At 56.4% G+C, this 21611-nt stretch carries 20 protein-coding genes; 1 reads left to right on the top strand and 19 read right to left on the bottom strand.

What is annotated here, in order from left to right:
• Positions 1 to 85: 85 nt before the first annotated feature.
• From yiaK to CLOEV_RS14215, 11 genes are all read right to left on the bottom strand, one after another.
• A complete protein-coding gene (gene yiaK, locus CLOEV_RS14265; RefSeq protein ID WP_008708874.1) occupies positions 86 to 1165 on the bottom strand; it encodes a 3-dehydro-L-gulonate 2-dehydrogenase in 1080 nt (359 codons plus the stop codon).
• Between the two features lie 15 nt (positions 1166 to 1180).
• Positions 1181 to 2257: a mannonate dehydratase gene (gene uxuA, locus CLOEV_RS14260; protein WP_034444569.1), complete on the bottom strand. Its 1077-nt coding sequence runs from the start codon at positions 2255 to 2257 to the stop codon at positions 1181 to 1183.
• Positions 2258 to 2296: 39 nt separating this feature from the next.
• Entirely contained in the window at positions 2297 to 3931 is a 1635-nt protein-coding gene (locus CLOEV_RS14255) for a mannitol dehydrogenase family protein (RefSeq protein ID WP_034444567.1), read from the bottom strand.
• A 136-nt stretch (positions 3932 to 4067) separates the two neighbouring features.
• Positions 4068 to 5351 carry a TRAP transporter large permease gene (locus CLOEV_RS14250; RefSeq protein ID WP_034444564.1) on the bottom strand — a complete coding sequence of 428 codons (1284 nt, stop codon included), beginning with the start codon at positions 5349 to 5351 and terminating at the stop codon, positions 4068 to 4070.
• Positions 5351 to 5833 carry a TRAP transporter small permease gene (locus CLOEV_RS14245; protein WP_034444561.1) on the bottom strand — a complete coding sequence of 161 codons (483 nt, stop codon included), beginning with the start codon at positions 5831 to 5833 and terminating at the stop codon, positions 5351 to 5353. The genes CLOEV_RS14250 and CLOEV_RS14245 overlap by 1 nt, the downstream gene beginning before the upstream one ends.
• Before the next feature lie 23 nt (positions 5834 to 5856).
• Complete coding sequence (locus tag CLOEV_RS14240; protein ID WP_034444559.1) at positions 5857 to 6855, bottom strand: C4-dicarboxylate TRAP transporter substrate-binding protein; 999 nt, start codon at positions 6853 to 6855, stop codon at positions 5857 to 5859.
• An 80-nt stretch (positions 6856 to 6935) separates the two neighbouring features.
• A complete protein-coding gene (locus CLOEV_RS14235; protein WP_084482458.1) occupies positions 6936 to 8606 on the bottom strand; it encodes an FAD-binding protein in 1671 nt (556 codons plus the stop codon).
• Positions 8607 to 8631: 25 nt separating this feature from the next.
• Positions 8632 to 9414, bottom strand: coding sequence for an enoyl-CoA hydratase/isomerase family protein (locus CLOEV_RS14230; RefSeq protein ID WP_034444557.1), 783 nt, complete (start codon positions 9412 to 9414; stop codon positions 8632 to 8634).
• Positions 9415 to 9417: 3 nt separating this feature from the next.
• Positions 9418 to 10602 carry a CaiB/BaiF CoA transferase family protein gene (locus CLOEV_RS14225; RefSeq protein WP_034444554.1) on the bottom strand — a complete coding sequence of 395 codons (1185 nt, stop codon included), beginning with the start codon at positions 10600 to 10602 and terminating at the stop codon, positions 9418 to 9420.
• Between the two features lie 45 nt (positions 10603 to 10647).
• Entirely contained in the window at positions 10648 to 11610 is a 963-nt protein-coding gene (gene eda / locus CLOEV_RS14220; RefSeq protein WP_034444552.1) for a bifunctional 4-hydroxy-2-oxoglutarate aldolase/2-dehydro-3-deoxy-phosphogluconate aldolase, read from the bottom strand.
• Between the two features lie 5 nt (positions 11611 to 11615).
• Positions 11616 to 12644: a sugar kinase gene (locus CLOEV_RS14215; RefSeq protein ID WP_034444549.1), complete on the bottom strand. Its 1029-nt coding sequence runs from the start codon at positions 12642 to 12644 to the stop codon at positions 11616 to 11618.
• Between the two features lie 363 nt (positions 12645 to 13007).
• Here CLOEV_RS14215 and CLOEV_RS14210 point away from each other — a divergent pair, with 363 nt between their 5' ends.
• A complete protein-coding gene (locus CLOEV_RS14210) occupies positions 13008 to 13757 on the top strand; it encodes an IclR family transcriptional regulator (protein WP_034444547.1) in 750 nt (249 codons plus the stop codon).
• Between the two features lie 184 nt (positions 13758 to 13941).
• On the opposite strand, the gene CLOEV_RS14205 is transcribed toward CLOEV_RS14210, so the two are convergent.
• The 8 genes from CLOEV_RS14205 to CLOEV_RS14170 form a co-directional block, all read right to left on the bottom strand.
• Positions 13942 to 14730, bottom strand: a complete 789-nt coding sequence (locus CLOEV_RS14205; RefSeq protein WP_008708890.1) for an XdhC family protein — start codon at positions 14728 to 14730, stop codon at positions 13942 to 13944.
• 67 nt (positions 14731 to 14797) lie between these two features.
• Positions 14798 to 15844 (bottom strand): molybdopterin-binding protein, encoded by a 1047-nt coding sequence (locus CLOEV_RS14200; RefSeq protein WP_008708891.1) that lies wholly within the window; start codon positions 15842 to 15844, stop codon positions 14798 to 14800.
• The gene (locus CLOEV_RS14195) at positions 15841 to 16281 is read right to left on the bottom strand and encodes a Fur family transcriptional regulator (RefSeq protein ID WP_008708893.1); all 441 of its coding nucleotides are present in this window, start codon (positions 16279 to 16281) and stop codon (positions 15841 to 15843) included. Before CLOEV_RS14195 ends, CLOEV_RS14200 begins: the two co-directional genes overlap by 4 nt.
• Positions 16282 to 16354: 73 nt before the next feature.
• Positions 16355 to 17098: an IclR family transcriptional regulator gene (locus CLOEV_RS14190; RefSeq protein ID WP_034444544.1), complete on the bottom strand. Its 744-nt coding sequence runs from the start codon at positions 17096 to 17098 to the stop codon at positions 16355 to 16357.
• Between the two features lie 201 nt (positions 17099 to 17299).
• A complete protein-coding gene (locus tag CLOEV_RS14185; RefSeq protein WP_034444542.1) occupies positions 17300 to 17860 on the bottom strand; it encodes a flavodoxin family protein in 561 nt (186 codons plus the stop codon).
• A 43-nt stretch (positions 17861 to 17903) separates the two neighbouring features.
• The gene (gene yqeB, locus CLOEV_RS14180; RefSeq protein WP_034444540.1) at positions 17904 to 18692 is read right to left on the bottom strand and encodes a selenium-dependent molybdenum cofactor biosynthesis protein YqeB; all 789 of its coding nucleotides are present in this window, start codon (positions 18690 to 18692) and stop codon (positions 17904 to 17906) included.
• 79 nt (positions 18693 to 18771) lie between these two features.
• Positions 18772 to 21123: a xanthine dehydrogenase family protein molybdopterin-binding subunit gene (locus CLOEV_RS14175; protein ID WP_034444538.1), complete on the bottom strand. Its 2352-nt coding sequence runs from the start codon at positions 21121 to 21123 to the stop codon at positions 18772 to 18774.
• Positions 21123 to 21608, bottom strand: a complete 486-nt coding sequence (locus tag CLOEV_RS14170; RefSeq protein WP_034444536.1) for a (2Fe-2S)-binding protein — start codon at positions 21606 to 21608, stop codon at positions 21123 to 21125. Before CLOEV_RS14170 ends, CLOEV_RS14175 begins: the two co-directional genes overlap by 1 nt.
• Between the last annotated feature and the right edge of the window lie 3 nt (positions 21609 to 21611).

Below are 21611 nucleotides of genomic sequence, written 5' to 3'. Positions count from 1 at the left end.
CCGTCCGGCATTTGGCGGCACGGCGCGTCCCCTAACTGTTTCAATCCACCGGGAAGAGGCCGGCATCCACAGAGAGATGCCGGGCCTATTTTGCCGATTGTATACGCATCTTCATCCACATATCAAGCGCGGAAGTCGGGTTTTTCGCGTGAGGAAACGACGCGGCCTTTGCGAGCATTTCGTCCCAAATCGTCTCGTTTACGGGAATGCCGTTTTTTATATTTTCTTTCCTTGTAAGAGCGGCCTTTTCACCGGGATAATAGATTGGTTTTCCCTCCTCTACTGGCTCCGCGGTTTTAAATTCTCGGATGAGTTTGTTGGACATCTCGTCCACCGCTTCGCGGCTTGAGGTCTTTTCAGGGTCTATCGCTATGAACACCTGCGTTAATGCGATCTCGTCACCCATGCGAGCGACATCAGGCACGGTCAAACCGCCGGAAAGTGCCGCCCCTATCACATCAAGCAGCAGAGAGTAGCCCGAGCCTTTCCAAAAACCTATCGGGAGCACCCTATTCGTGGCGAGGATGGCGGCGGGGTCGTCTGTGAGCCTTCCGTCCGCGTCAAAGCCTCCGGGGAACGGAAGTTTGCGCCCGTCCATCACCGCGCTTTCGAGAGCGCCGTAGGAATATTGGGCGAGGGCGCCATCTATTACCATCGGCGCACTTTTCAGCGGAAAAGCAAAGACGAGCGGATTGTTGCCGACTGAACAGCTCTTCGCGCCCCACGCCGGCATGTTCGCCGCGGTGTTTGTCCAACATATACCGATAAAACCTTTGCTCGCGGCCTCAATGCCATATGTGCCGCCGCGCATCCAGTGATTTGTGTTTCTCATTGCAACACAGCCAATGCCGTATTCGGAGGCAAGCGCCACCGCCCGTTCCATAGCCTGGTATGCGTTTGTGCAGCCGATACCGAGGTTGCCGTTCCATCGCTCAATTGCGCCGAACGATATTTCCTTCGCGGGCTCGGCGCACGGGGCGACCACACCCTTTTCGATATACGAGACGAAGCGCGGAAAGCGGTTCAGCCCGTGCGAATAAACTCCGTCACAGCTGTTGTCTGTGAATATCCCCGCGGCCGTCATCGCCTTGCTTTCTGTGAATCCGAGCCCTGTGGTTATCGAGTAAAAGAGCTCGAACATCTCGCCATATTTTACACGTTTCATTTTTTCGCCCCGATCTTATCTTTTCTGTCCTTTATCGAGCGCTTCCCATAGGCCGTTCAGGTACGCTATCCCCAGCGCTCTGTCGTAGAGGCCGTAGCCGGGGCGGCCCTTTTCGTCCCATATCATGCGGCCGTGGTCGGGGCGGATGTACGTCTCCGGCGTCGTTTCGTATATCGCCTTCATTATTTCGTACATGTCGAGCGAGCCGTCGCTTGAAAGGTGCGCCGCCTCGCGGAATTTGCGATGGCCTAAATATTTCACGTTGCGCACGTGGACGCAGGCGATGCGGTTTTTCTCTCCGAAGTGCCTTATGGCTCCGGGGATGTCGTTCTCCGGGCTCGAGCCGAGCGAGCCGGTGCAGAGGCAGAGCGCGTTTGCAGGACTGTCGGCGAAGGATACGATCTTGTCAAAATCTTCCTGTGTGTGCGCTATGCGCGGAAGCCCGAAGACGGGCCACGCCGGGTCGTCGGGGTGGACGGCCATGCGCACGCCGCATTTTTCGCAGGTTGGGACGATCTTTTCCAGAAAATATTTGTAGTTCGCGCGCAGGTCGTCGGGAGCGACGCCTTTGTAGAGCGCGAGGACGCGCTCCAGGTCTTTCAGCCTTTCAGGTTCCCATCCGGGCAGCGTGAAGCCTTTTGAGTTTTTCGCGGTGCTTTCAACGATGTCGACGGGCGTCATGCCGGCCAGTTCGGCTTCGTCGTAGTAAAGCGAGTTCGAGCCGTCTTCGGGGATCTCGCGCGCGAGGTCTGTGCGGAGCCAGTCAAATACGGGCATGAAGTTGTAGACTATCGCTTTGACGCCGTATTTCGCGAGGTTTTCTATCGTTTTTATGTAATTGTCGATATATTCTTCGCGCGACGGCAGCCCGAGCTTGATATCCTCGTGGACGTTGACGCTTTCGATCACTTCGACCTCCAGCCCCGCGGCGTGGACATGGTCGACGTATTCTTTGATCTCCTGTTCGCTCCAGAGCGCGCCGGCGGCCTTGTCGATGAAGCCCATGAGGCCGGAGCAGCCCGGTATCTGTTTTATGTATTTCAGAGGTATGCTGTCGTTTTTCTCGCCGTACCACCTGAAGGTCATTTTCATTGCGCTTTGCCCCCTTTTTTTACTTTTTCTTTCACGCTTTTACTGTTTCATTGCCGCCGTCTCGGCATCGAGCGTCTGCCTCACGGCTTTCGGCCCCGCGATCATGCGTTTGAAGTATCCGGCGACGCTGTCGGCGAGGCCGGCCCGGAAGAGGTCTGTGCCGAAAATGCGTTCGCTTGAAAGTATCGGGCGCAGGCTCTCTCCGACTGAATCGGGGTCGCCGAATCTCACTTCTCCGAGGTATTCGCGCAGTTCGCCGGCGAGCGGGTCGGGGCTCAGCTCCATCGGCCTGCCCTCGTCGTCGAGCGCGAGCAGATATCTGCACCACGCCGCGATCACGAGCGGTATCGCGCGCAGGGAGTTCACGTCGAGATCGGGGCGCTCCATGTAATGTTTGATCGTCTCGCCGTAGCGGATGGGCAGCTTCTGCGAGGTGTCTGTCGCTATGCGCTGCGGCGTGTCGGGGATGTAGGGGTTCGGCAGCCGTTCCCCTATGACTTCGGCTATGAAATCCGCGGGGACGAATATTTTCGGATCCGCCACTACGGGCATGCCTTCGACGTAGCCGATGCGTTTGATGAGCCGCACGATGGATTCGTCTTTCATCTCCGCGGCTATCGAGGTGTATCCCAGCAGGCAGCCGAATACGGCCATCGCGGTGTGCAGCGGGTTCAGGCAGGTGCAGACTTTCATCCGTTCCACTAGGTCTACCGTGGCGCGCTCCGTGAAGCGTACGCCGGCCTTTTCAAGCGGCGGCCGTCCGTTGGGGAAGCTGTCTTCTATGACGAGATACTGCGGGGCCTCCGTGTTGACGAAGGGGGCGATGTACGTCTTTTTGTCCGTGACGACAAGCTCCGTGCTTTCGAAGCCAAGATCGTTCAGCGTTTTGGAGACCGACGCGTCGGGGCGAGGGGTGATCTTGTCTATCATCGACCACGGGAACGATACCTTTTTCGGGTCGCTGACGTAGCCGAAGAATCCGTCTGGCGCCGTGCCGTTCGCGCACCACTCTTTCGCGAAGGCGCTTACGGAGTCCAGGAGTTTGTCGCCGTTGTGCGAGAAGTTGTCCATGCTGACCATCGCTATGGGATGCGCGCCGGCCTTGTACCGCTCAAGCAGCAGCGCGGCTACGGCCGCCATGCCGTTTTTCGGGGCCGCGCCGGATGCGCCGCTGCGAAAATCGTCCAGGACCTCCGGGTAATATTCGCCGGAGATGCCTTTTATATGGTATCCCTTCTCCGTGATGGTGAAGCTCACCATCTGGAGCCCCGGGTCGGCGAATATCTCTTTGGCGCGCGCCCATTCCGCGGGATAATCGCCGTCGGCGCGCAGCACTTCACCGACGCTGGCGACGATTTTTTTGAAAAAGCGCCCGTCAGCGGTCATCACGACGCGCAGCGCCATATCGTCGTATGGCTCGTATATTTGGGATATCACCTGCTGATCGAAGGTGGAGACGACCGTGATGCCGCTTTCCATCTCTCCGGCCTCGAGCAGCCTGTCGGCAAGGTCGGCGATGAAGCCGCGGAAAATATTGCCGGGGCCTATGTGGACCCATCTCGGATGTGTCTTAGTATGTTCTCTCATTTTATCTATATCAAAGGAGGGAATATCGATGCCCGCCGCGCTCCATTCGGAGCGGTGCTTTAAATCTTCAAGGTTAAGCTTGACCATAATATTTTCACCTCTCATGTTTTCTCATTTTCGCGATGCCTATCCGACAAATGTATATGTATGTAATTACAAATAAAGGCTGACACAGCACCGACGCTTGCGGTCTATCGCGTTGTCAGCCTTGTTTTGTAGCACGCTATACTCCGTAGACCAAATTCGGCAGGAAAAGGATCAGCTTTGGGCAAAAGACGCTGATCATAAGTGTTACAAATATTGCAACAAACCAAGGCCATGCATATTTCGTAACCTCCTGTACGGAACAATTCATTATACTCGAACAGGTGTACAGCGCTACGCCGACAGGCGGCGTGGAACATCCCATCGTGACTGTCGTCATCATGATTATCCCGAAATGCACAGGGTCAATGCCGTACTGGCGGACGACCGGAAGCAGTATCGGCGTGACGATAAGGGTAATGACCGTCGTTTCCATGAACATCCCGCATATCGTAAGCATAATTATGATACTGAACAGCAAAACAACGGAGCTGTCGGTAAATCCGACAAGCATATCGGCGGCCTGCTGCGGAAGCTGGTCAAAAACAACGCCGTAGCTGAATATACCGGAGAGGGCGAGGATCATCGTTATGACGGAAAGGTCCTTGACGCTTTCAAAAACACATTTCTTGAACTTCTCCATGTCGAGTTCCTTATAGATGAACACGCCGACCACAAGAGCGTAGAAAATCGCGAAAGCGCCGGACTCTGATGGTGTCATTATCCCAATGCGTATCAGTATAATGAGAATAAATGGGAACATAAGCGCCCATATGCTCTCCCAACATGCCTTAGCTATCACGCTAAGCGGGTAAGGTTTGTCATGATCGGGCTTGTAGCCCAAGTGGCGTGCCGACCACGATGTCGCGATCATCATCGTTATGCACATTATGATACCGGGCACAAAACCAGCGACAAAGAGGCGTCCGATAGAGACCTCTCCAACGGTCCCAAATATGATTAGCCCCATAGACGGAGGTATAGTAGCGACTATAAGCCCGCTTAAGCAGTTAACGGCGGCGGCCCATCCGGGGGCATAGCCTCTCTTTGTCATTTCTGGGCCGAGTATTCTGCATTCCATGGCTGCATCCGCGACGGCGGATCCTGAAACGCCGCCCATAAGCGTCGACAGGACGACAGAAACCTGTCCTATCGAGCCGTACATATGTCCGGTAAGAACATTTGCTAGTTTTACGAGGCGCGAGGTTATCCCCGTATTATTCATCAGGTTGCCCGCGAATATGAAGAGCGGTATCGCGAGCATCGTAAAGGACTGTGTAGTCGACAGCGACTTCTGCACCAATATCGTCCATGGGATATCGGGCGTCATGAAGAAGAATATAGCGCCGGAGATACCTATCGCGAAAGCGACGGGCATTCCAAGGAACAGGAATACCATAAAAAATCCTATCGCCGATACCATTAGTTCTTCCCCCAATCCTTCACAGGTTTTTTAATATCTTTCACCGTGCTGCCGATCATCGTTGTAAGCAAAAGAAACGTCCCTACGGGAACCGCCATCGTACACCATGCATAGCTCATCTTCAGCGTGTTGAAGAGTCGGTTCCAGCTCTGTGAAACAAGCTGTTCTCCGTTTATCATCAGAAGCAGCAGGAAGGCAATTATCATTAGATCAAAGATTATGCCAATGATTTTTTGCAGCCATTTCGGCAGCGCATATATCAGCATGTCGATATTTATAAGCCTGCCGGACCTTGCCAGCACGTCAGCCCCGATGAACGTTAGCCACGCAAAAGCCAGAAGAGCAACATCCTGCGCCCAGTTGATGGGCCTCCCAACGGTCCTGGCCATTGCCGAAATGAAGACCAGGACCGAAATGAGGCATAACAGCGCGCTGGATATGAGAGCTTCTATTTTAAGAATTGCCGCATTGAGCTGTTTCATATCCGCAAACTTTTCCGGCGTTGTTACTTTTTGCCGATTTCCTTGTAAAGCTGGCTCCTGAGCTGCGTATAGCCAAGCTTGTCGTACGCCGGTTTCATAGCTGCCTTGAAAGCCGCAATGTCGGGTTTTACGACCTTGAGGCCGGCCTTCTGCATGTTCTGCTCGCATTTGTCGGCTTCTGTCATAACGAGCTTTGCGCTCTCTGCGCCGACTTCGTTGGCTGTTTCAACGAGTATTTTCTGAAGATCGGCAGGAAGCTTTTTGAACCAGACTTCGCCGCAGATGAGGCCCTGCATGAGCTGGAAATGGCCCGTCTTGCTTTGGAATTTGCAGACTTCATAAATTCTTGACGGATATGTTGATGTGTTCTGTGCTTCGCAGCCATCAAGAGCCTTTGACTGTATCCCGTTGTAGACTTCTCCCCATGACATGGCTATCGGCGTCGCTCCCATTGCGCTGATAGAAGATAGGCAGACTTCCGATCCTATCGTACGTATCCTCAGGTTACTGAGATCTGCCGGCTTCGTGACTTCTTTATTGGTCATGAAATGCCTAGGGCCGTCGTAGAAATTGAACGCAAGTACACGAATGCCGTGCTTCTGCGCCAGTTCGTTTTCCCAGTTCTTGAAGGTCTTCGTCTTAGTGACCTTGTTGCACTCGTCATAATTATCCGCAAAGTAGCCCATCATCAGGATACCCATTTCTTTGACATAGGTACCCATTCTCGCGGGATCCGTGTTGACGGCAACGCCTACTCCCTGAATCGCCTGTTCGATAACGTCTTCGTCATTTCCGAGCTGCCCCGAGGGGAAGACTTTAACGTCTAGGCGTCCGTTCGTTTTCTTCGTCAGTCTGTCCGCAAGCATCATGTAAGAACGTGAGATCAGAGACTGATCCGTTTGTGAGGTGGATATCTTCAGTGTGTACTTGTCCGCCGCGCCCGCCTCTTTCGCTGTGAGCCCGCAAGCCGCAAAAACCGCTATCGCCAATACTGCCGCAAACAAAAATGCCGTCTTTCTCATGATTGTTTCTCCTTTGATTTTTTATATTTAGGTTTTCATGCGAAAACCTATAAAACTATCATATAACGCAGAAGCAAGCCTTAACGAAGCAGCCCGCCTCTCTCGTTTATAACAATAGGGACGCCCTGCGCTTCGTCCATGAACGGAAAGTCCGCCCTGTGGTGTGCGCCGCGGCTCTCTTTTCTTGCCAACGCGCACCGCGCCATCAATTCCGCCGAGGTTAGGGCGTGCCAAAGTTCCGCATTTTTCGGAGCCGGTTTGTCGCACGACGGCGACTCCGCCAGCTCTTTCGCCGCCTCGCGCGCCGTAGATATAAGCTCAGAAAGCCCCTCCTCTGTACGACGGACGAGAAGGTTTTTCTGCGCCGACGCCTGGAGCCTTCCTAATTTTTCCTCGGCGTCCGTGCTTTTGAAGAGCGCGTTCCATGCTTCGTCCTTTTTTGCCGATGCCGATATGTTCGCATCGCAGAGAGTGCGGTGTCTCAGCGCATGAGCCGCAGCATTCTTTCCAGCGATTTCGCCGAAGACCTGACATGTGACCATCATGTTGCCGCCGAGCCTGTCCGCGCCGTGCGGGCCGCCGGCGCATTCTCCCGCGGCGAAGAGCCCTTCGACATCCGACATGGCGTTTTCGTCTATTTTTACACCGCCGTTGACGGCGTGTGCAAAACATGCGATCTCCGCCCCGTCTTTCAGCAGATCTACGCCTTTCGTCCGCATGTATTCCAGTGCCATTGGCCACATACGACGTATGCCACAGTCGTCTTTGACGGTTTTGATGTGACTTTCCGTCATATGCGAGAGGTCTGCGCGGATGCCTCCGTGCGTGGTGCCGCGTCCGCAGTTTATGGCAGAATGCACCGCTATTTCAAGGTATTTCGAGTCATCGCTCGTTGAGAACGGAAAATGTTTCCTGTGCTCGTGCATTACGTCTTCGGATGTCACTCCCTTCGGCAGGAGACCGTCAAAAATATCTCTTCCGTCCGCGTCGAGCAGCTTCGGGAGTCCCTCCCATATATATCCGTTGAATATGTTTTCAACGGGCCATGAAAAGCCTATCCCTATCTGCAAAAATTCCATGTTCACAAGCGAAGCCCCGGCACGGTAGGCGATCGAATAGCCGTCGCCTGTTATGTCCCGCGGATTCATGCTGCGCTTGAAAATGCGGCCGCCTCCACCTGCCGTAAGCACGATGGCTTTCGCTCTTACGAATGTCAGCTCGCCGCCGCATATGCCGTACGCGCCAACGCATGTCCCGTCGGAGACGCAGAGGCCGACAACGCAAAAGTCTTCTGCGATCTTGATATTAGGCCTGAGCGCTATCTGCCCGGTCATCGCTTTCAAGATCGGCTCGCCGTGGCCGCGGATGACATGTGTGCGCGGATGGCTAGAGAAGCAACTTTTAAAAATATAATAGTTTCCTTCGGCCCGTTCAAAGGCTACGCCCCATTTTTCGAGACGACGCACGGTACCGGGCGCGCCTGCCGCGACTATCGCGGCCAGCCTGCCGTCCGCCATTTTACGCCCAGCCGCCATTATGTCGTCATAGTGACGTTGTGTGTCCCCCGCCATGCGGGCGTCGCCGGCGTTGTAACCCGCCATCTCGGCCACAGGATATGCTGTGGCGCCAGACTTTCCCGGCGCTCCTTTGCTTGCAATGAGCACGGAAACTCCGCAGTCGGCGGCTTCGATCGCTGCACGGCAACCGGCTCCTCCTGCTCCTATGACAAGTACGTCCGTCGTAATCTCCATCGTTCGCCGCCCTCTTTGTCCCGCATTATTTCCCAAATTCCGGTGTGCGTTTATGTATGAAAGCGTCCACGCCCTCGGCACAGTCCGCCGTCTTGAATACACTCCTGCTGAATTCAAGATTCGGGCGGAAATTTTCTTCCGTCGTCTTCTGCCATAATTCCCTGACACCCTTTTTGATGAGCTTTATTGCCTCCGCGGGTTTGTCTGCTATCACGCGCGCCAGCTTCACGGCTTGCTTCAGACTCTCGCCGGAAGGCGCAAGATGGTTCACGAGCCCTATTCTCAGAGCCTCTTCCGCGTCTATTATCATTCCAGTGTAGAGCATCTCGTATGCCTTAGCGACGCCTACGTAGCGCGCCAAACGAAACAGACCTCCACTTCCCGGGAATACGCCGAGGTTTATCTCTGGAAGGCCAATGCGCCCCTTCTCACTCATAAAGCGAATGTCCGCCGCCATCGCCAGCTCGCAGCCTCCGCCTAGCGTGTTACCTTCAAGCGCCGCAATGACCGGTTTGTCTGTAAGCTCTATCGCGTCGACAGCGAGGTTTTCGTTAAGCAGCTTTTTCCCTATCACATCGTCCCATACGAGCGGAAATTCTTTGATGTCGGCTCCAACGCTAAATGCTTTTTCTCCGTCGCCGCGAAGGATTATGACGCGGACGCCGTCGTCTTCCTCAAGTTTATGGAAGCTCTCGCGCAGCTCCGCGCTCATCTCAAGCGTGAGGATGTTCAGCGGCGGATTGCAGAGGGACGCGGTCGCTACTCGGCCTTCTATGTCGATCTTTACGAGTTTGTTTCTGTAATCCACAGCCTACACTTCCTTTACCGCGACAATGCCTCGCCGCTTAAAGTCCTCAATCGCCGCCGCGTCATATCCGAGTTTCTCCATGACGACCGCGGTGCTCTCGCCGAGCTCCGGAGGCAGCTTGCGTATCGCGGCATTTTTCCCATCGTACCTGTTCGGGTGCCCTACTACTCGGACTTCGCCGGCGCGCGGGTGTTTCATCTTCAGGATGCTGCCGTTGTATATCACCTGTTCGTCGCGTAGCACTTCATCGTATTCGTTGACGGGCGCGTACCATATTCCCTCTTCGTCAAAGAGTTTTGTCCATTCCGCCGTCGTTTTTTTCTTCATCTCGGCACAGACGATCTTGTCAAACTCTATTCTTTTATTCATTTGATCTGCCGCCGTGTAGCCGTCGAGGGCTCCTTCGGTGAATATTTCTCTGAGCTGATCTATCGGAACAAGCGATAACGTCAGACATCCGTCGCTTGTCGTATATATGCCGTACGGAGATTGATGGAGACGCGTGCTCAGGCCGCTCGTTGGGCGTTCTGTAAAATGCCCGCCGTTCATATAATAGCCTAACGATTCCATCTGAAGATCAAGCGCAGAGCTTAGAAGGCTGGCCTCGACCTTATGGCCGTTTCCCGTATGCTCCCTGTCGTAGACCGCCGCGATCACGCCCAGCGCCGCAAGCACCGCGCCGTGCTGATCTACGATCGCCGTGCCGACAGGCGACGGACGTTCGGGATCGGAGCCAGTCAGCGCCGCAAGGCCGCTCATGCTCTGTATTAAAAGGTCCTGGCCGGGCTTTTTCACGTACGGGCCGGACGACCCGTAGCCCGAGCACGAACAGTATATGATTTTCGGATTCGCTTTTTTCATATCCTCGTAGCCGAGGCCGAGCTTTTCCATTACCCCTGCTCGAAAATTTTCTATGACCACGTCGTATTCCCTCACGAGCTTGAGAATCATTTCTCTGCCTTCGGGACGCTTGAGATCTATCGCGACGGAGGTCTGGTTTCTATTGGCGAGTAAAAAGAACATGCTGATGCCGCCTGGGTAGGTGTTGCAGCCGGACCATGAGCGTTCATAGGCTCCTTTCGGAGACTCAACTTTTATCACGTCGGCCCCAAGATCGGCCAATGTCTGCGCCGCGGACGGTCCCTGCAAATAATGAGTAAAACTTAAGACCTTAACTCCCTCTAACAATTTCGGTACTCCTTTTCCGAGCCTGACGTCCGATTGCTTTCAGCTCTATTTTCTTACAAAATGCACGGCGAAGCCGCATATCTCGTTGTCCAGATAGGCGACGGAGATATGGTTCCCCTTCGTCTTTATCGTCTCCGCGGCGGGCTTCATGCCAAAGCCAGCGAACCATTCGAGCGCCCTTTCGACGGAGAGTGTCCCGACGGCGATGTGTCCCTTCGCGCCGCGCCCCGCCGATTTCATAAATTCAAAGGAATCTCCGACGAAGGCCGAACCGGCGCCCTCTTTAAAGGGCATGCCGAGCATTGCCGAGAGCATCTTCGCCTCGGCGAGGGAATCCGTCCCCGCGCAGGGATTGAGGCCGATGTGGAGCAGCGAGAAACCGAGCGACAGCAGGCGCGCCTCGCGGCAGAGCGCCTCTATCCTTGCGAAGTCGCCGGCCTTCACCGCGTCGGAGGGGACCATCCAGCTGCCGCCGACGGCGAAGACGTTCGGGCAGGCGAGGTATTCCGTGAGATTTTTGGGGCCGACGCCGCCGGTGGGGATGAATGATATCTTACCGCCGTAAGGTCCCGCGAAGGCTTTGAGCATCTCCGTGCCGCCGGAGGGGCCGGCGGGGAAAAATTTCGCCACGTCGAGCCCCATCTCAATGGCCTCTTCTATCTGGCTTGCGGAATTTACGCCGGGAGTGACCGGCAATCCCATTTCGAGGCAGTGGGCGACGACCCTTGGGTTGAAGCCGGGGGTCACGACGTAGCGCGCGCCAGCCGCGGCGGCCGCCTCGGCCTGCGTCGTCGTCAGCACGGTCCCCGCGCCGAGCACGAGCTCCGGCAGCTCATTCGCGAGTATCCTTATCGATTCTTCCGCCGCCTCCGTGCGGAAGGTGACCTCCGCCACGGGAAGCCCTCCGGCGACGAGCGCCTTTCCGAGCGGAAGGGCCTCCGCCGGCGAATCGAGCTTTATCACCGGTATCAGGCCGATTTTTCCAAGTTTTGCAAGAGTTTCGTTCATCGTGTTCACCTCTGAACGCGCCCCGAGGCGTCTCCGCCCGCGAGCGCCATCACGTCTTTCACGGTGACCCTGTTGTAGTCGCCGTATATCGTATGCTTCAGCGCGGAAGCCGCCGCCGCGAACTCTATCGCCGCCTGCGGCCCCTCCAGGTTGCTGAGCCCCCAGATGAGGCCCGAACCGAAAGAATCCCCTCCGCCGATGCGGTCGACGATGTTTCTTATCTCATATTTTTTGCTGACGTAGAAGCCTTCCTTTGTCGCCATGACGATGGACCAGTTGTTCCAATCGGCGCTGACGCTTTCGCGGAGGCTGACCGCGAGGGCGGAGATGTTCGGAAAGCGCTTCATTATCTTTTCCGCGAGCAGCTTGTATTTTGAGGAATCGAGGCTGCCGGCGGTGACGTCGACGTCGAGTTCGATACCGAGGCATTTCTGACAGTCCTCTTCGTTTGCGATGAGAATGTCAACGCAGCCCGCCATCTCGGTCATGACCTCTTGCGGGCTCTTGCCCCACTTCCAGAGCTTCTTCCTGTAGTTCAGGTCGCAGGAGACCCGCAGTCCGAATTTTTTGGCGGCCTTCACCGCCTCGAGCGCCGCCGCCGCCGTACCGGCAGAGATCGCGGGCGTGATGCCGGTGGTGTGGAACCAGTGCGCGCCGGCAAAGATTTCTTCCCAGTTGAAATCCGCGGGCGAGACCTCCGTGATCGAAGAGTGTGCGCGGTCGTAGATGACCTTCGAAGGTCTCATACAGGAACCGGCCTCCGCGTAATAGATGCCGACCCTCTCGCCGCCGCGCCGGATGAACGAAGTGTCGACACCGAATCCGCGAAGCTCCCGAAGCGCCGAATCCGCCACCGCGTTCTTGGGGAGCGACGTTACGAACGAGACCGTCTCTCCGTAGTTCGCGAGAGAGACGGCGACGTTCGCCTCGGCGCCTCCGAATGTCGCCGTCAGAGACGGGCTTTGAAAGAGGAGTTCGCGGCCAGGAGGTGAAAGTCTCAGCATCAGTTCGCCAAAAGTTACGTACCTTTTCATAGTTGAATGCCTCCCAAATATATGGCTGTGATCTTATATATCGCTGCCGTGCGCTTGGCCGCCGCTTTTGGGGCTCCGCGCTGCGGTCATATCATAGATATAAACTTTCACCGCTTACTCCGGTATCGCGTTTGAGCCCGCCGCAGACGCCCAAAAGAGACGGCAGCCCTGCCGGAGTATCATATCGCACCCTTATGTTCTGTATTGTGAAACAGTATATCGTAATTCGGAATCGTTGAGCTAATTAAAGCAAAGTAATAATTGTTTGTCAAGTATTTTCTATAAAATAATAAAAAGTCAGCTTGACAGCTTTTTGACTCTATGTAGAATATTGTTCCATAACATGGAATGGAGGCATTGAGAATGGACCAGGGTGTGGCCGTATTGAGAAAGACGATAAAACTGATGAACTATATAGCCAACAACGACAAAGCAAGCGGCATCTCCGAGCTCTCAAAGGAGTTGGATATGCCAAAAGCCACCGTCCACAGGATACTGAACACTCTTTGCGAAGACAACGTCATCCTTAAGACGGAGGAGGGGCTCTATCGCCTGGGGCCTACTGTGCTGTTGTGGAGCAACGGATTTCATCTGGCCTCGGGCATAGCGGAGATGGCTCAGCCGTATATGAGGCAGCTGCGCGACGAATCAAAGGAGACGGTTCATCTGTCGGTGTACGAACATGGCTGCGCGCAGTATGCGGACAGGCTGAACAGCCCGCAGACGGTCGTCCTGCGGTGGTCGCGGCTCGGCTCCGCGCTGCCGCTTTACTGCACCGCTGCCGGGCGCGCGATCCTTGCCGCGCTGCCGCAGGCTGAACTGGACGCCTATCTCGCCGGGGCGGAGATGACGCCGAGGACGAAGCTTACAGTGACCTCTCCCGATAGGCTCAGAGAGATGCTAGCCCGCTTCCGAAATCAGGGATACGCGGAAGAAAACCAGGAGAATGAAGAAAATATCCGCTGTATCGGTGCGGCGATATTGAATCGAAAAAATTATCCCGTGGCGGCCATCAGCCTCACCGCGCCGTCATTTCGTTTCACGGATTATGACGCGGCCATTTTTGGTGCCAAGGTAGCGGCGGCGGCGAGGGAGATCTCCTCCAGACTGTAGCGGGCGTCCCTTGATTCCATCCCGCCGCGTCAGTATGACGGGCGCCCGTCGTGTGAAGCGCCGCCGCCGGCGTTTCACCTTTGACCGCCCTCACCCCGGCATGAAAAAAGAGACTTTCATACTTATAAAGTACGAAAGTCCCGCCTCAAAGGGTAAATAACGGATCCTGGGATGCGTTTCTTGTCTATCCGCGCAGTTTCTTGATATCGGCGCCGTATTTTACCGCTATTATCTCCGCCATTACCGATACGGCGATCTCGTTTGGCGTTTCGGCCTTGATCGGCAGCCCGATCGGCTGGTATATGCGGTCGAGGTGCTCCTCGCTCACGCCGCGCTCAAGCAGCATCTTGCGCACCGTCGCTATCTTGCTGCGCGATCCGATCATGCCGTAATAGGCCCCCGGCTTTTTGTCGGTGACGGCGACGGCCTCGGCATCCAGCGCGTGCCCGCGCGTCATTATGACGATGTAGCTGCGTTCGTGGAGGGTTATGCCGTTTTCATATATCTTATCGATGGGGCAGGCGATGTTGCGCGCCCATGGAATATGTTCGTCGTTGGCGAACTCCGGCCGCTCGTCCCAGACCGTGACGCGGAAGCCGGCGAATGCCCCCAGCTCGGCGACCGCGCGCCCGACATGGCCGCCGCCGAAGATGACGAGCTCGTCGCAGCGGCCGATCGTCTCCATATAGACGTCGGCGCTGCCGCCGCAGGCCATGCCGTCGCGCTCCGTCAAGTTCTTATGCCAGGTGCGCGAAGGCTCGCCGCTGTTCATCAGCCGCAGAGCCTCCTGTATCGCCTCATACTCGATGAGCCCGCCGCCGATCGTCCCCGCGATGCTGCCGTCAGGCCGCACCCACATCGACGCCCCGCGGCTGCGCGGCGTGGAGCCGCTCTCGCCCGTCACGGTGCAGAGCACGCCATATCTCCCCGCCTGCACCTCTTCGTTGATTTTATTTAAAAGTTCGATATTCATCCTATCGCCTCTATTTTTTATATATTTTATACGGTGAAAACCGCACGGCGCGTATAACGCTCAAATTTTAACTGCCCGCGGCGAAAGAACAGGCGGGATAATGACAGGTGGGACAGTGTTCGCAGAGGCCGCCGACGCCCCACCGGCGCACGAGGTCTCCCGGTTCCATGCCCGCGAATACGAAGGGCAGCAGCTTATCGAGCGCCGTCCTGTCGTCGAAGGCGACGCAGGCCGGCGCGCCGATGACCGCGACGTCGCGTCCGTCTTCAGGCGATTCGGCCCAGCCGAGCATCAGCATCGCTCCCGGCAGCGCCGGCGTGCCCTGGAAAGAGATCTTGCGGCAGCGGCTGCGAATGGCGCCCGGCGTCTTGTCGTCCGCGTCGACGCTCATGCCGCCCGTACAGATTATCACGTCCGCCCCCTCGCTGAGGAAGGCGGCGATCGCCTCGCTTATCTGCTCAAGCGAATCGGTGCGGAAGCGCTGCCCCATCAATGTGCCGTTGAGGCGCGACAATTTTTCCAGCAGCTTGGGACGAAAGGCGTCCTCCACCTTCTTGTCGACGATCTCTTTGCCGGTCGTTATCAGTCCGACCTTCAGCGGTTTGAAGGGCAGTACCGTGAAAGGTTTGCCTCCGCGTACAGCCGCGACGGCGCGCTCCACGCGGTAGTCCTCCATCACGAGCGGGCGGATGCGGAACCCAGCCACCACCTGTCCCGCGAGCACGGGGCGGTGCGGCGCGAGCGCCGAAAGCACCCAGTCTGGGTCCTGGTTGACGCGGTTCACCGTCTCCGCGAGATACCAGAGTATCCCCGAGCTTTCGGCGACGAGATTGCAGCGTCCCTCGGATGGCTCCGTCAGCCGCAGATTGTCGCCGCAGAGGACCTCGCCGAGCTGACGGGCGGCGTCATCCTCATGCACGTCGCCGGGGGACATCTCCATTATCGAGAGATTTTCACGTCCCATGCCGCGCAGCGTCTCTAGGTCGGCCTCGGTTATCACCTGTCCCTTTTTAAAACGGGCGGATTTTTTGTGGTTTTTCGCGTCGATCTGTGTCAGGTCGTGGGCCAGCGGCAGTCCGACGGCCTCTTCCAGCGGGATCGTTGTGATCTTCATTTATTCTCTTCCTTTTCTTCTTCCGTCTTTTGGACGGCGCAGTCGGGACATGTGCCGTATACCACAAGCTGCTTCCCCTCCACATGCATTCCTTCGGGCACGTTCACGCGCGGCATCTTCTGGCCGGGGAGGCAGAACATCTTCCCGCAGGAGAGGCAGAGAAAATGCGGATGATCTCCGGGGCAGCCGTCGGTGTCCTGTTCGTGGGCGCAGAAGCGCCACACGCCGTCAATGCCCTGCACCTGATGGACGATGCCGGAGTTTTTCAGCGTATCAAGCGTGCGGTAAAGAGTGACGCGGTCCAGGTGGTCGTCGATCATCGAAAGAATCTCGCTGTGCGACATCGGCGAACCATGCCGGATAAGCAGCTCAAGTATGACCCTGCGCTGGCGCGTAGTACGCAGTCCGGCGCTGCTCAAGATTTTTTCCGTATTCAAGAAAACTCCCCCTCTCGGCAACCTGCTTGCAATTATATTGCAAGCAGGTTGAGGTTACAACGTTCTGTTTTGTCTATGCCAGTTTGACTTTTTTGACGGCCTCAAGAAGAAGCGCCTTCCAGAGCGCCCCTTCCGTCTCATAAGCAAAGCGCGTGCCGATGATCGAGAGCCCCGCCAAAAGGTTGTTGCTGTCGTCAAGTATTGCGCAGGAGACGGCTCCGGCTCCTGGGTCCCGTTCTTCTATGCTGCAGCAGCAGCCAGTTCTGCGGATCTCAAAAAGCGAATCGTTGAGTTCTTCCGGAGAGGTAATGGTAAAGGGGGTGTATTTCTCGAGCGGAGACGACATCACCTCTTTACGCACCGCCTCCGGCGCGTAGGCAAGAAGCACCCGCGAACTGCTCCCGGCGTGGAGCGGCGATTCGCTGCCGACCCTTGCCGCGATGTGTATCGCGTTTTTAGGATTTATCTTCTGTATGCAGATGGATTTTATGCCCTCAAGAAAATTGAGCATCACGCTTTGGCTGCAATCCTCTGAAAGCTGCTTCATTACGGGCGTGAACTGGCGTACAAGCTCCGCCTTTATGACCTCCTCCCTTGTGAACGGAAGGAGCATCATCCCATAGCGGTATGTCTTTTTTTCTTTTGAGAAGGAAAGCCAGCCCCTTTCGGCAAGTTTTTCCAGTATCGGTTTGACCTGAGATTCGGTCGTCCTGCATTGCGCCGCGGTCTCGGGAAGCGACAGCTCAAGCCTGTATCGGAAAAAAAGTTCGAAAACCTTTGACATGTATTTTATATTCGCACCAGCCGCAGCAGCCATCGTCTCTCTCCTTCAATTGTGTTGCATCAATTAATTATATCCCAGTCCAGAGCATTTCGTCAGGCGTTAATATCAATAAGGAACCCGCGTCAAAGTGGATCCAGCCCGTTGTTTGTGAAAAGAACCGGAAGGCGCCCCGGCCGCGTTTGGCGCGGGACACCCTTCCGGCAGCAGGCGTTGGAATGGGTAAAAAATATATAATCAAGCCAATTTTTCTTTTACCGCGGCTATTTTGCCCAGTATCTCGCTTTCACAGTCGCCGCTCTTTCCTCCGACGGCGGGAAACGGTACGCAGCCGAGATAATTCCATCTCAGATGTTCCGAGACAAAGCGGAAATACCCGTCGAGCTTCGCCGAAGTCTTTTTATAGTGTTCCTCCATATCTTCCGTGAGCAGCATCAGTCCGCGGCTGCGCCGCTGAAGCTCCACCGCCTCCGCGAAGAGCTTTTTCACCGCGATCTCGAGCTGCGAGGAGATCCCCCACGAATAGACCGGCGTCCCTATCACCACAATGTCGGCGACGAATACCTTTCTGATGAAGACGGAGGCCGCGTTGTTGAATATGCACTCGCCGCCGCTGATACTTTTGCATTTGCCGCAGTATCCGCAGTGCCCGATGCTTATCTTCTTTGCGGCGAGATCAAATTTATCCGCTTCAGCACCCGGCGCGGAGGTGTTTAATGCCTCGGTGAGCCTTCTCAGTATTATGTTTGTTCCGTCGTCTTTCTGCGGACTCCCGTTGAGGACAAGTATCTTCTTCATCGAATGCCCCTCGTTTCGTTTCATAAGGCCGCCGCGCCTGAAGTCAGCGGCAGGCGAAGCCCATTATCGCCTCTAGCACGCCGCCGGCGATCGCCAGAGCTTTGTCCGTGATGCTGAAGCAGTGTTCCCTGACGTTTCTGGGATCGACGTCGCCTATCTTGAGCCCCGCCTCCACCTTTACGCTTGGGTGGATGAGGCCGCGAAGCATACCGCTTATCTGGGCGCGGACCTCTGCCTCGCCAACTGCCGCGATCAGCTCTCCGCGCTCGACGTGGTCGCCGATATCGCGCACATTCTTTACATAGCCGCCGGCGGGCGCACGCAGCAACCGTTCCGTGGTGTAGCCCATCTCCATCCCGGGGACGCCCGTGTTGGGGATCGCGGAGCCGTTGGTGATGAGCCTGCCGAGGTAATGTCCCCGTTTCGTCTCTATCACGCCGTGTACCTGCTCCGGCGCTGAGAACCCGGGGCCGAGCGCAAGTACCAGCGGCGCCATATCTTTTGAAGTCCCCGAGTAACGCTTCATCATCGTCGCGTCCACGACTACGGACGGAGAAAGCTCCCTGATCGATTTTCCCTCCGGGTCGACCAGCACCGCCACCTTGCGCCGGTCGGTCCATTCCGCAAGCGATCCGATCTTTACGGCGCACATATCCTCTATTTCAAACTTCCCGTCGAATACGGCCTCCGCCGCGGCTACGGTCCTGCGCACCACAAGAGGGCGGGCCGTCTCAAGACAGAGCACGTCGAATTTTGACCTCCAAAGCCGGTATATCACTCCCGTGGCGAGGTCTCCGCCCCCGCGCACTATCGCAAGTTTGTTTTTGCCCATCTCTCTTTCCCCCTTTAAGGGCCGCCCGCCGGAGAGGCGGCGGGCGACTCCTCATGTTTTTATATCTTTATATCGTGCTTTATGACTTTTTCTCTTTGGCCATTTTTTCCTTTATCGCCGCCCGCACTTTTTCTTTTGTAAAGGGCAGCGAGGGAATCCTGATTCCCGCCGCGTCATAGATGGCGTTGGCTATCGCCGGAGCGACGGGAGCGACGGCCATTTCGCCGACGCTCTTGGCGCCGTAGGGCCCGGACGGTTCGTAAGCCTCGACGACGATCACCTCTATCGGGCACATGTCGGTCGAACGCGGTACTTTATAGTCGGTAAAGCTGTTGTTCAGCAGCTTGGCATTACCGTCATAGATCATGTCTTCCGTGAGCGCGTAGCCGATGCCCTGCGCGGCCGCGCCCTCAACCTGCGCAGTCACCAGGTCGGGGTTGATCGCCTTGCCGACGTCGTGTGCCGCCACGAAGTTAAGTATCTTCACCGCGCCAGTCTCAACGTCGACCTCGACGTCGGCGAAGTGGGCTGCGAATGCCGGCGGACAGTTAAGCGCGTTGTAGCTGGCGCTTTCGCAGATGTGGATGGGCTCTGTCGCCTTGTATGCCGCGAAATAGGCTAGGTCCGCCATCGACGTCACCCGGCGCCCGTTTTCTTTACGGACGATCCAGCCGTCGTAGGTGTCAAGATTTCCACGCTGCTGACCCGTCATTTCCGCCGCGTATTTGATCACCTGCTCCTTCACCTTTTGGGCCGCGAGGATTATCGCGTTTCCCGCGACGAATGTCTGGCGAGAGGAATAGCTTCCGCCGTCGAACGAGGTCACGTCGGTATCCGCGGAGAGGACGTTGACGTCTTTGAGGTTGATCCCCAGCGTTTCGGCGCATATCTGCGCATGAGTCGTATCGCTGCCCTGCCCGAGATCCGGCGAGCCGATGAGGAGGCTGACCGTACCGTCCTCGTTGAGCTTTATCGTGGCGGATGAGAAGTCGGGCTCCGCGGAAATGCCGGTCACGTGCAGCGCGGCGGACATCCCCTTGCCGTAACGCTTTGAGCCTTGCGGTTCCCGACGCTCGTCCCACTTTATCGCCTCTTTGCCGGCATCGATGCAGGCTTCCAATCCGTTGCTCTGGAGTACCCAGTCTGACTTGAGCGCGATGGGGTTCTGCTCTCCCACCTGCACGATGTTCCGTTTTCTGAAATCGGTCGGGTCCATGCCCAGTTCCTTCGCGATGCGGTCGAAGTGGTATTCGCGCGCGAAGCACATCTGCGGGTTTCCGTAGCCTCTGTAGGCTCCGGAGTCAGGCCTGTTGGTGAAGGTGATATCGGCGTGAAAAAACATCGCTCCCAGCTTATATGGGTTTTTCGTGCACATCGCTTTGGTGACGTAGTTGCTGTGCCCGGAGTATGCGCCGGCGCAGGAACGGACGTACATTTGATAGGCGAGTATCTTGCCGTCGTCGTCCACGCCCGTCTTGAGCGTAATGTCAGCCGGATGGCGCAGCGAAGTGTAGGCGATGTTCTCCTCGCGTGTCAGCTCGATGCGCACCGAGCGTTTCGTGCGCATCGCCGCATAGACGCACAGTATCTCGTTCTGGACCATTTGGCGTTCGCCGAAGCCGCCGCCGATCGCCGGCTTTATGACGCGTATTTTGCTCATCGGGATGCCGAGCACCTCGTGGATGTTTCTCCTGATGTGGAACGGGACCTGCGTCGTGCTCCACAGCGTGACCTTTCCCGACGGTTCTATCTGCGCTATCGAGCATGAGGTCTCCATGCAGGTATGCTGCTGTCCCTGTACGGAAATGGAATCCTCAAAAATATGGGTGGATTTTTTGAAACCTTCCTCCAAGTCTCCGTAGGACATCTCCGTCTCAATGACGTTCTTGCCGGTCCCGCCATGGATGAGCGGCGCCTCCTCCGAAAGGGCGTAAGCGGTGTCCGCCACGTGGGGCAGCACCTCGTATTCAATCTTGAGAAGCGATTCCGCCTCGCGGGCGGCCTGAACGTTTTCCGCGAGAATGAGCGCCACGATCTCGCCCTCGTAGCGAAGTTCCCGCTCCATGAGCGTCCTGTCTTCCATATATCTGGGGTCCACATTGGGGCAAACCCCGAGTATCGTCTCGCGCGGATAGCCGGCCGTGGAGAAATGCACATCCGGAACGTCGAAGCAGGTGATGATGTCCGCGACGTCGGGGACCCTCATCGCCGCCTCTTTGTCTATCGATATTATCCTTGCGCGTGTGTGCTGCGAGCGCACGAGGTGTCCCGTGAGCATATTCGACAGGTATATGTCCGAAGTGTATACCGCCGCACCGGTGACCTTATTCACGACGTCGACCTTCGGCAGGCTCTTGCCTACGACATTGAGCTTTCTCCATGTCGCCGGGGCCGGTATCTCTATTTTTTTCGCCTCTGGCTTGGTGCTCATTACTTACCTTCCCCCCTCATCTCTTCTGCGGCGCTGAGTATCGCAAGAACGGGTTTCGCATATCCCGTACACCGGCAGATGTTGCCGGAGATGGCTATACGCACCTCTTCTTCCGTCGGATCGGGATTTTCGTCAAGGTATGCCTTCGCGGCGAGGATCATGCCCGGCGTGCAGTAGCCGCACTGAACGGCCGCGTACTCTACGAACTTTTTCTGCAGCGGATGAAGGCCGTCCTTGCCCGCGAGCCCCTCTATAGTCACGATATCTGCGCCGTCGGCTTTCATCGCCGGGAGAATGCAGGACTTCACGGCCCTGCCGTTCATTATTATCGTGCAGGCCCCGCAGTCGCCGATATCACAGCCGACCTTGGTCCCCGTCTGGTGGAATATCTCCCTAAGAAGCGTTGACATTGTCGTCCCCGCCTCGATTTCAGCCGTGCGCTCCGCGCCGTTGAGCGTAAAAGTAATGGCGTATTTCTTTCCCATATT

The organism is Cloacibacillus evryensis DSM 19522 (assembly GCF_000585335.1).
Classification (GTDB): Bacteria; Synergistota; Synergistia; order Synergistales; family Synergistaceae; genus Cloacibacillus; species Cloacibacillus evryensis.
Note: the sequence above shows the minus strand (reverse complement) of the source record. Positions and strands in the feature narration are given on the sequence as shown.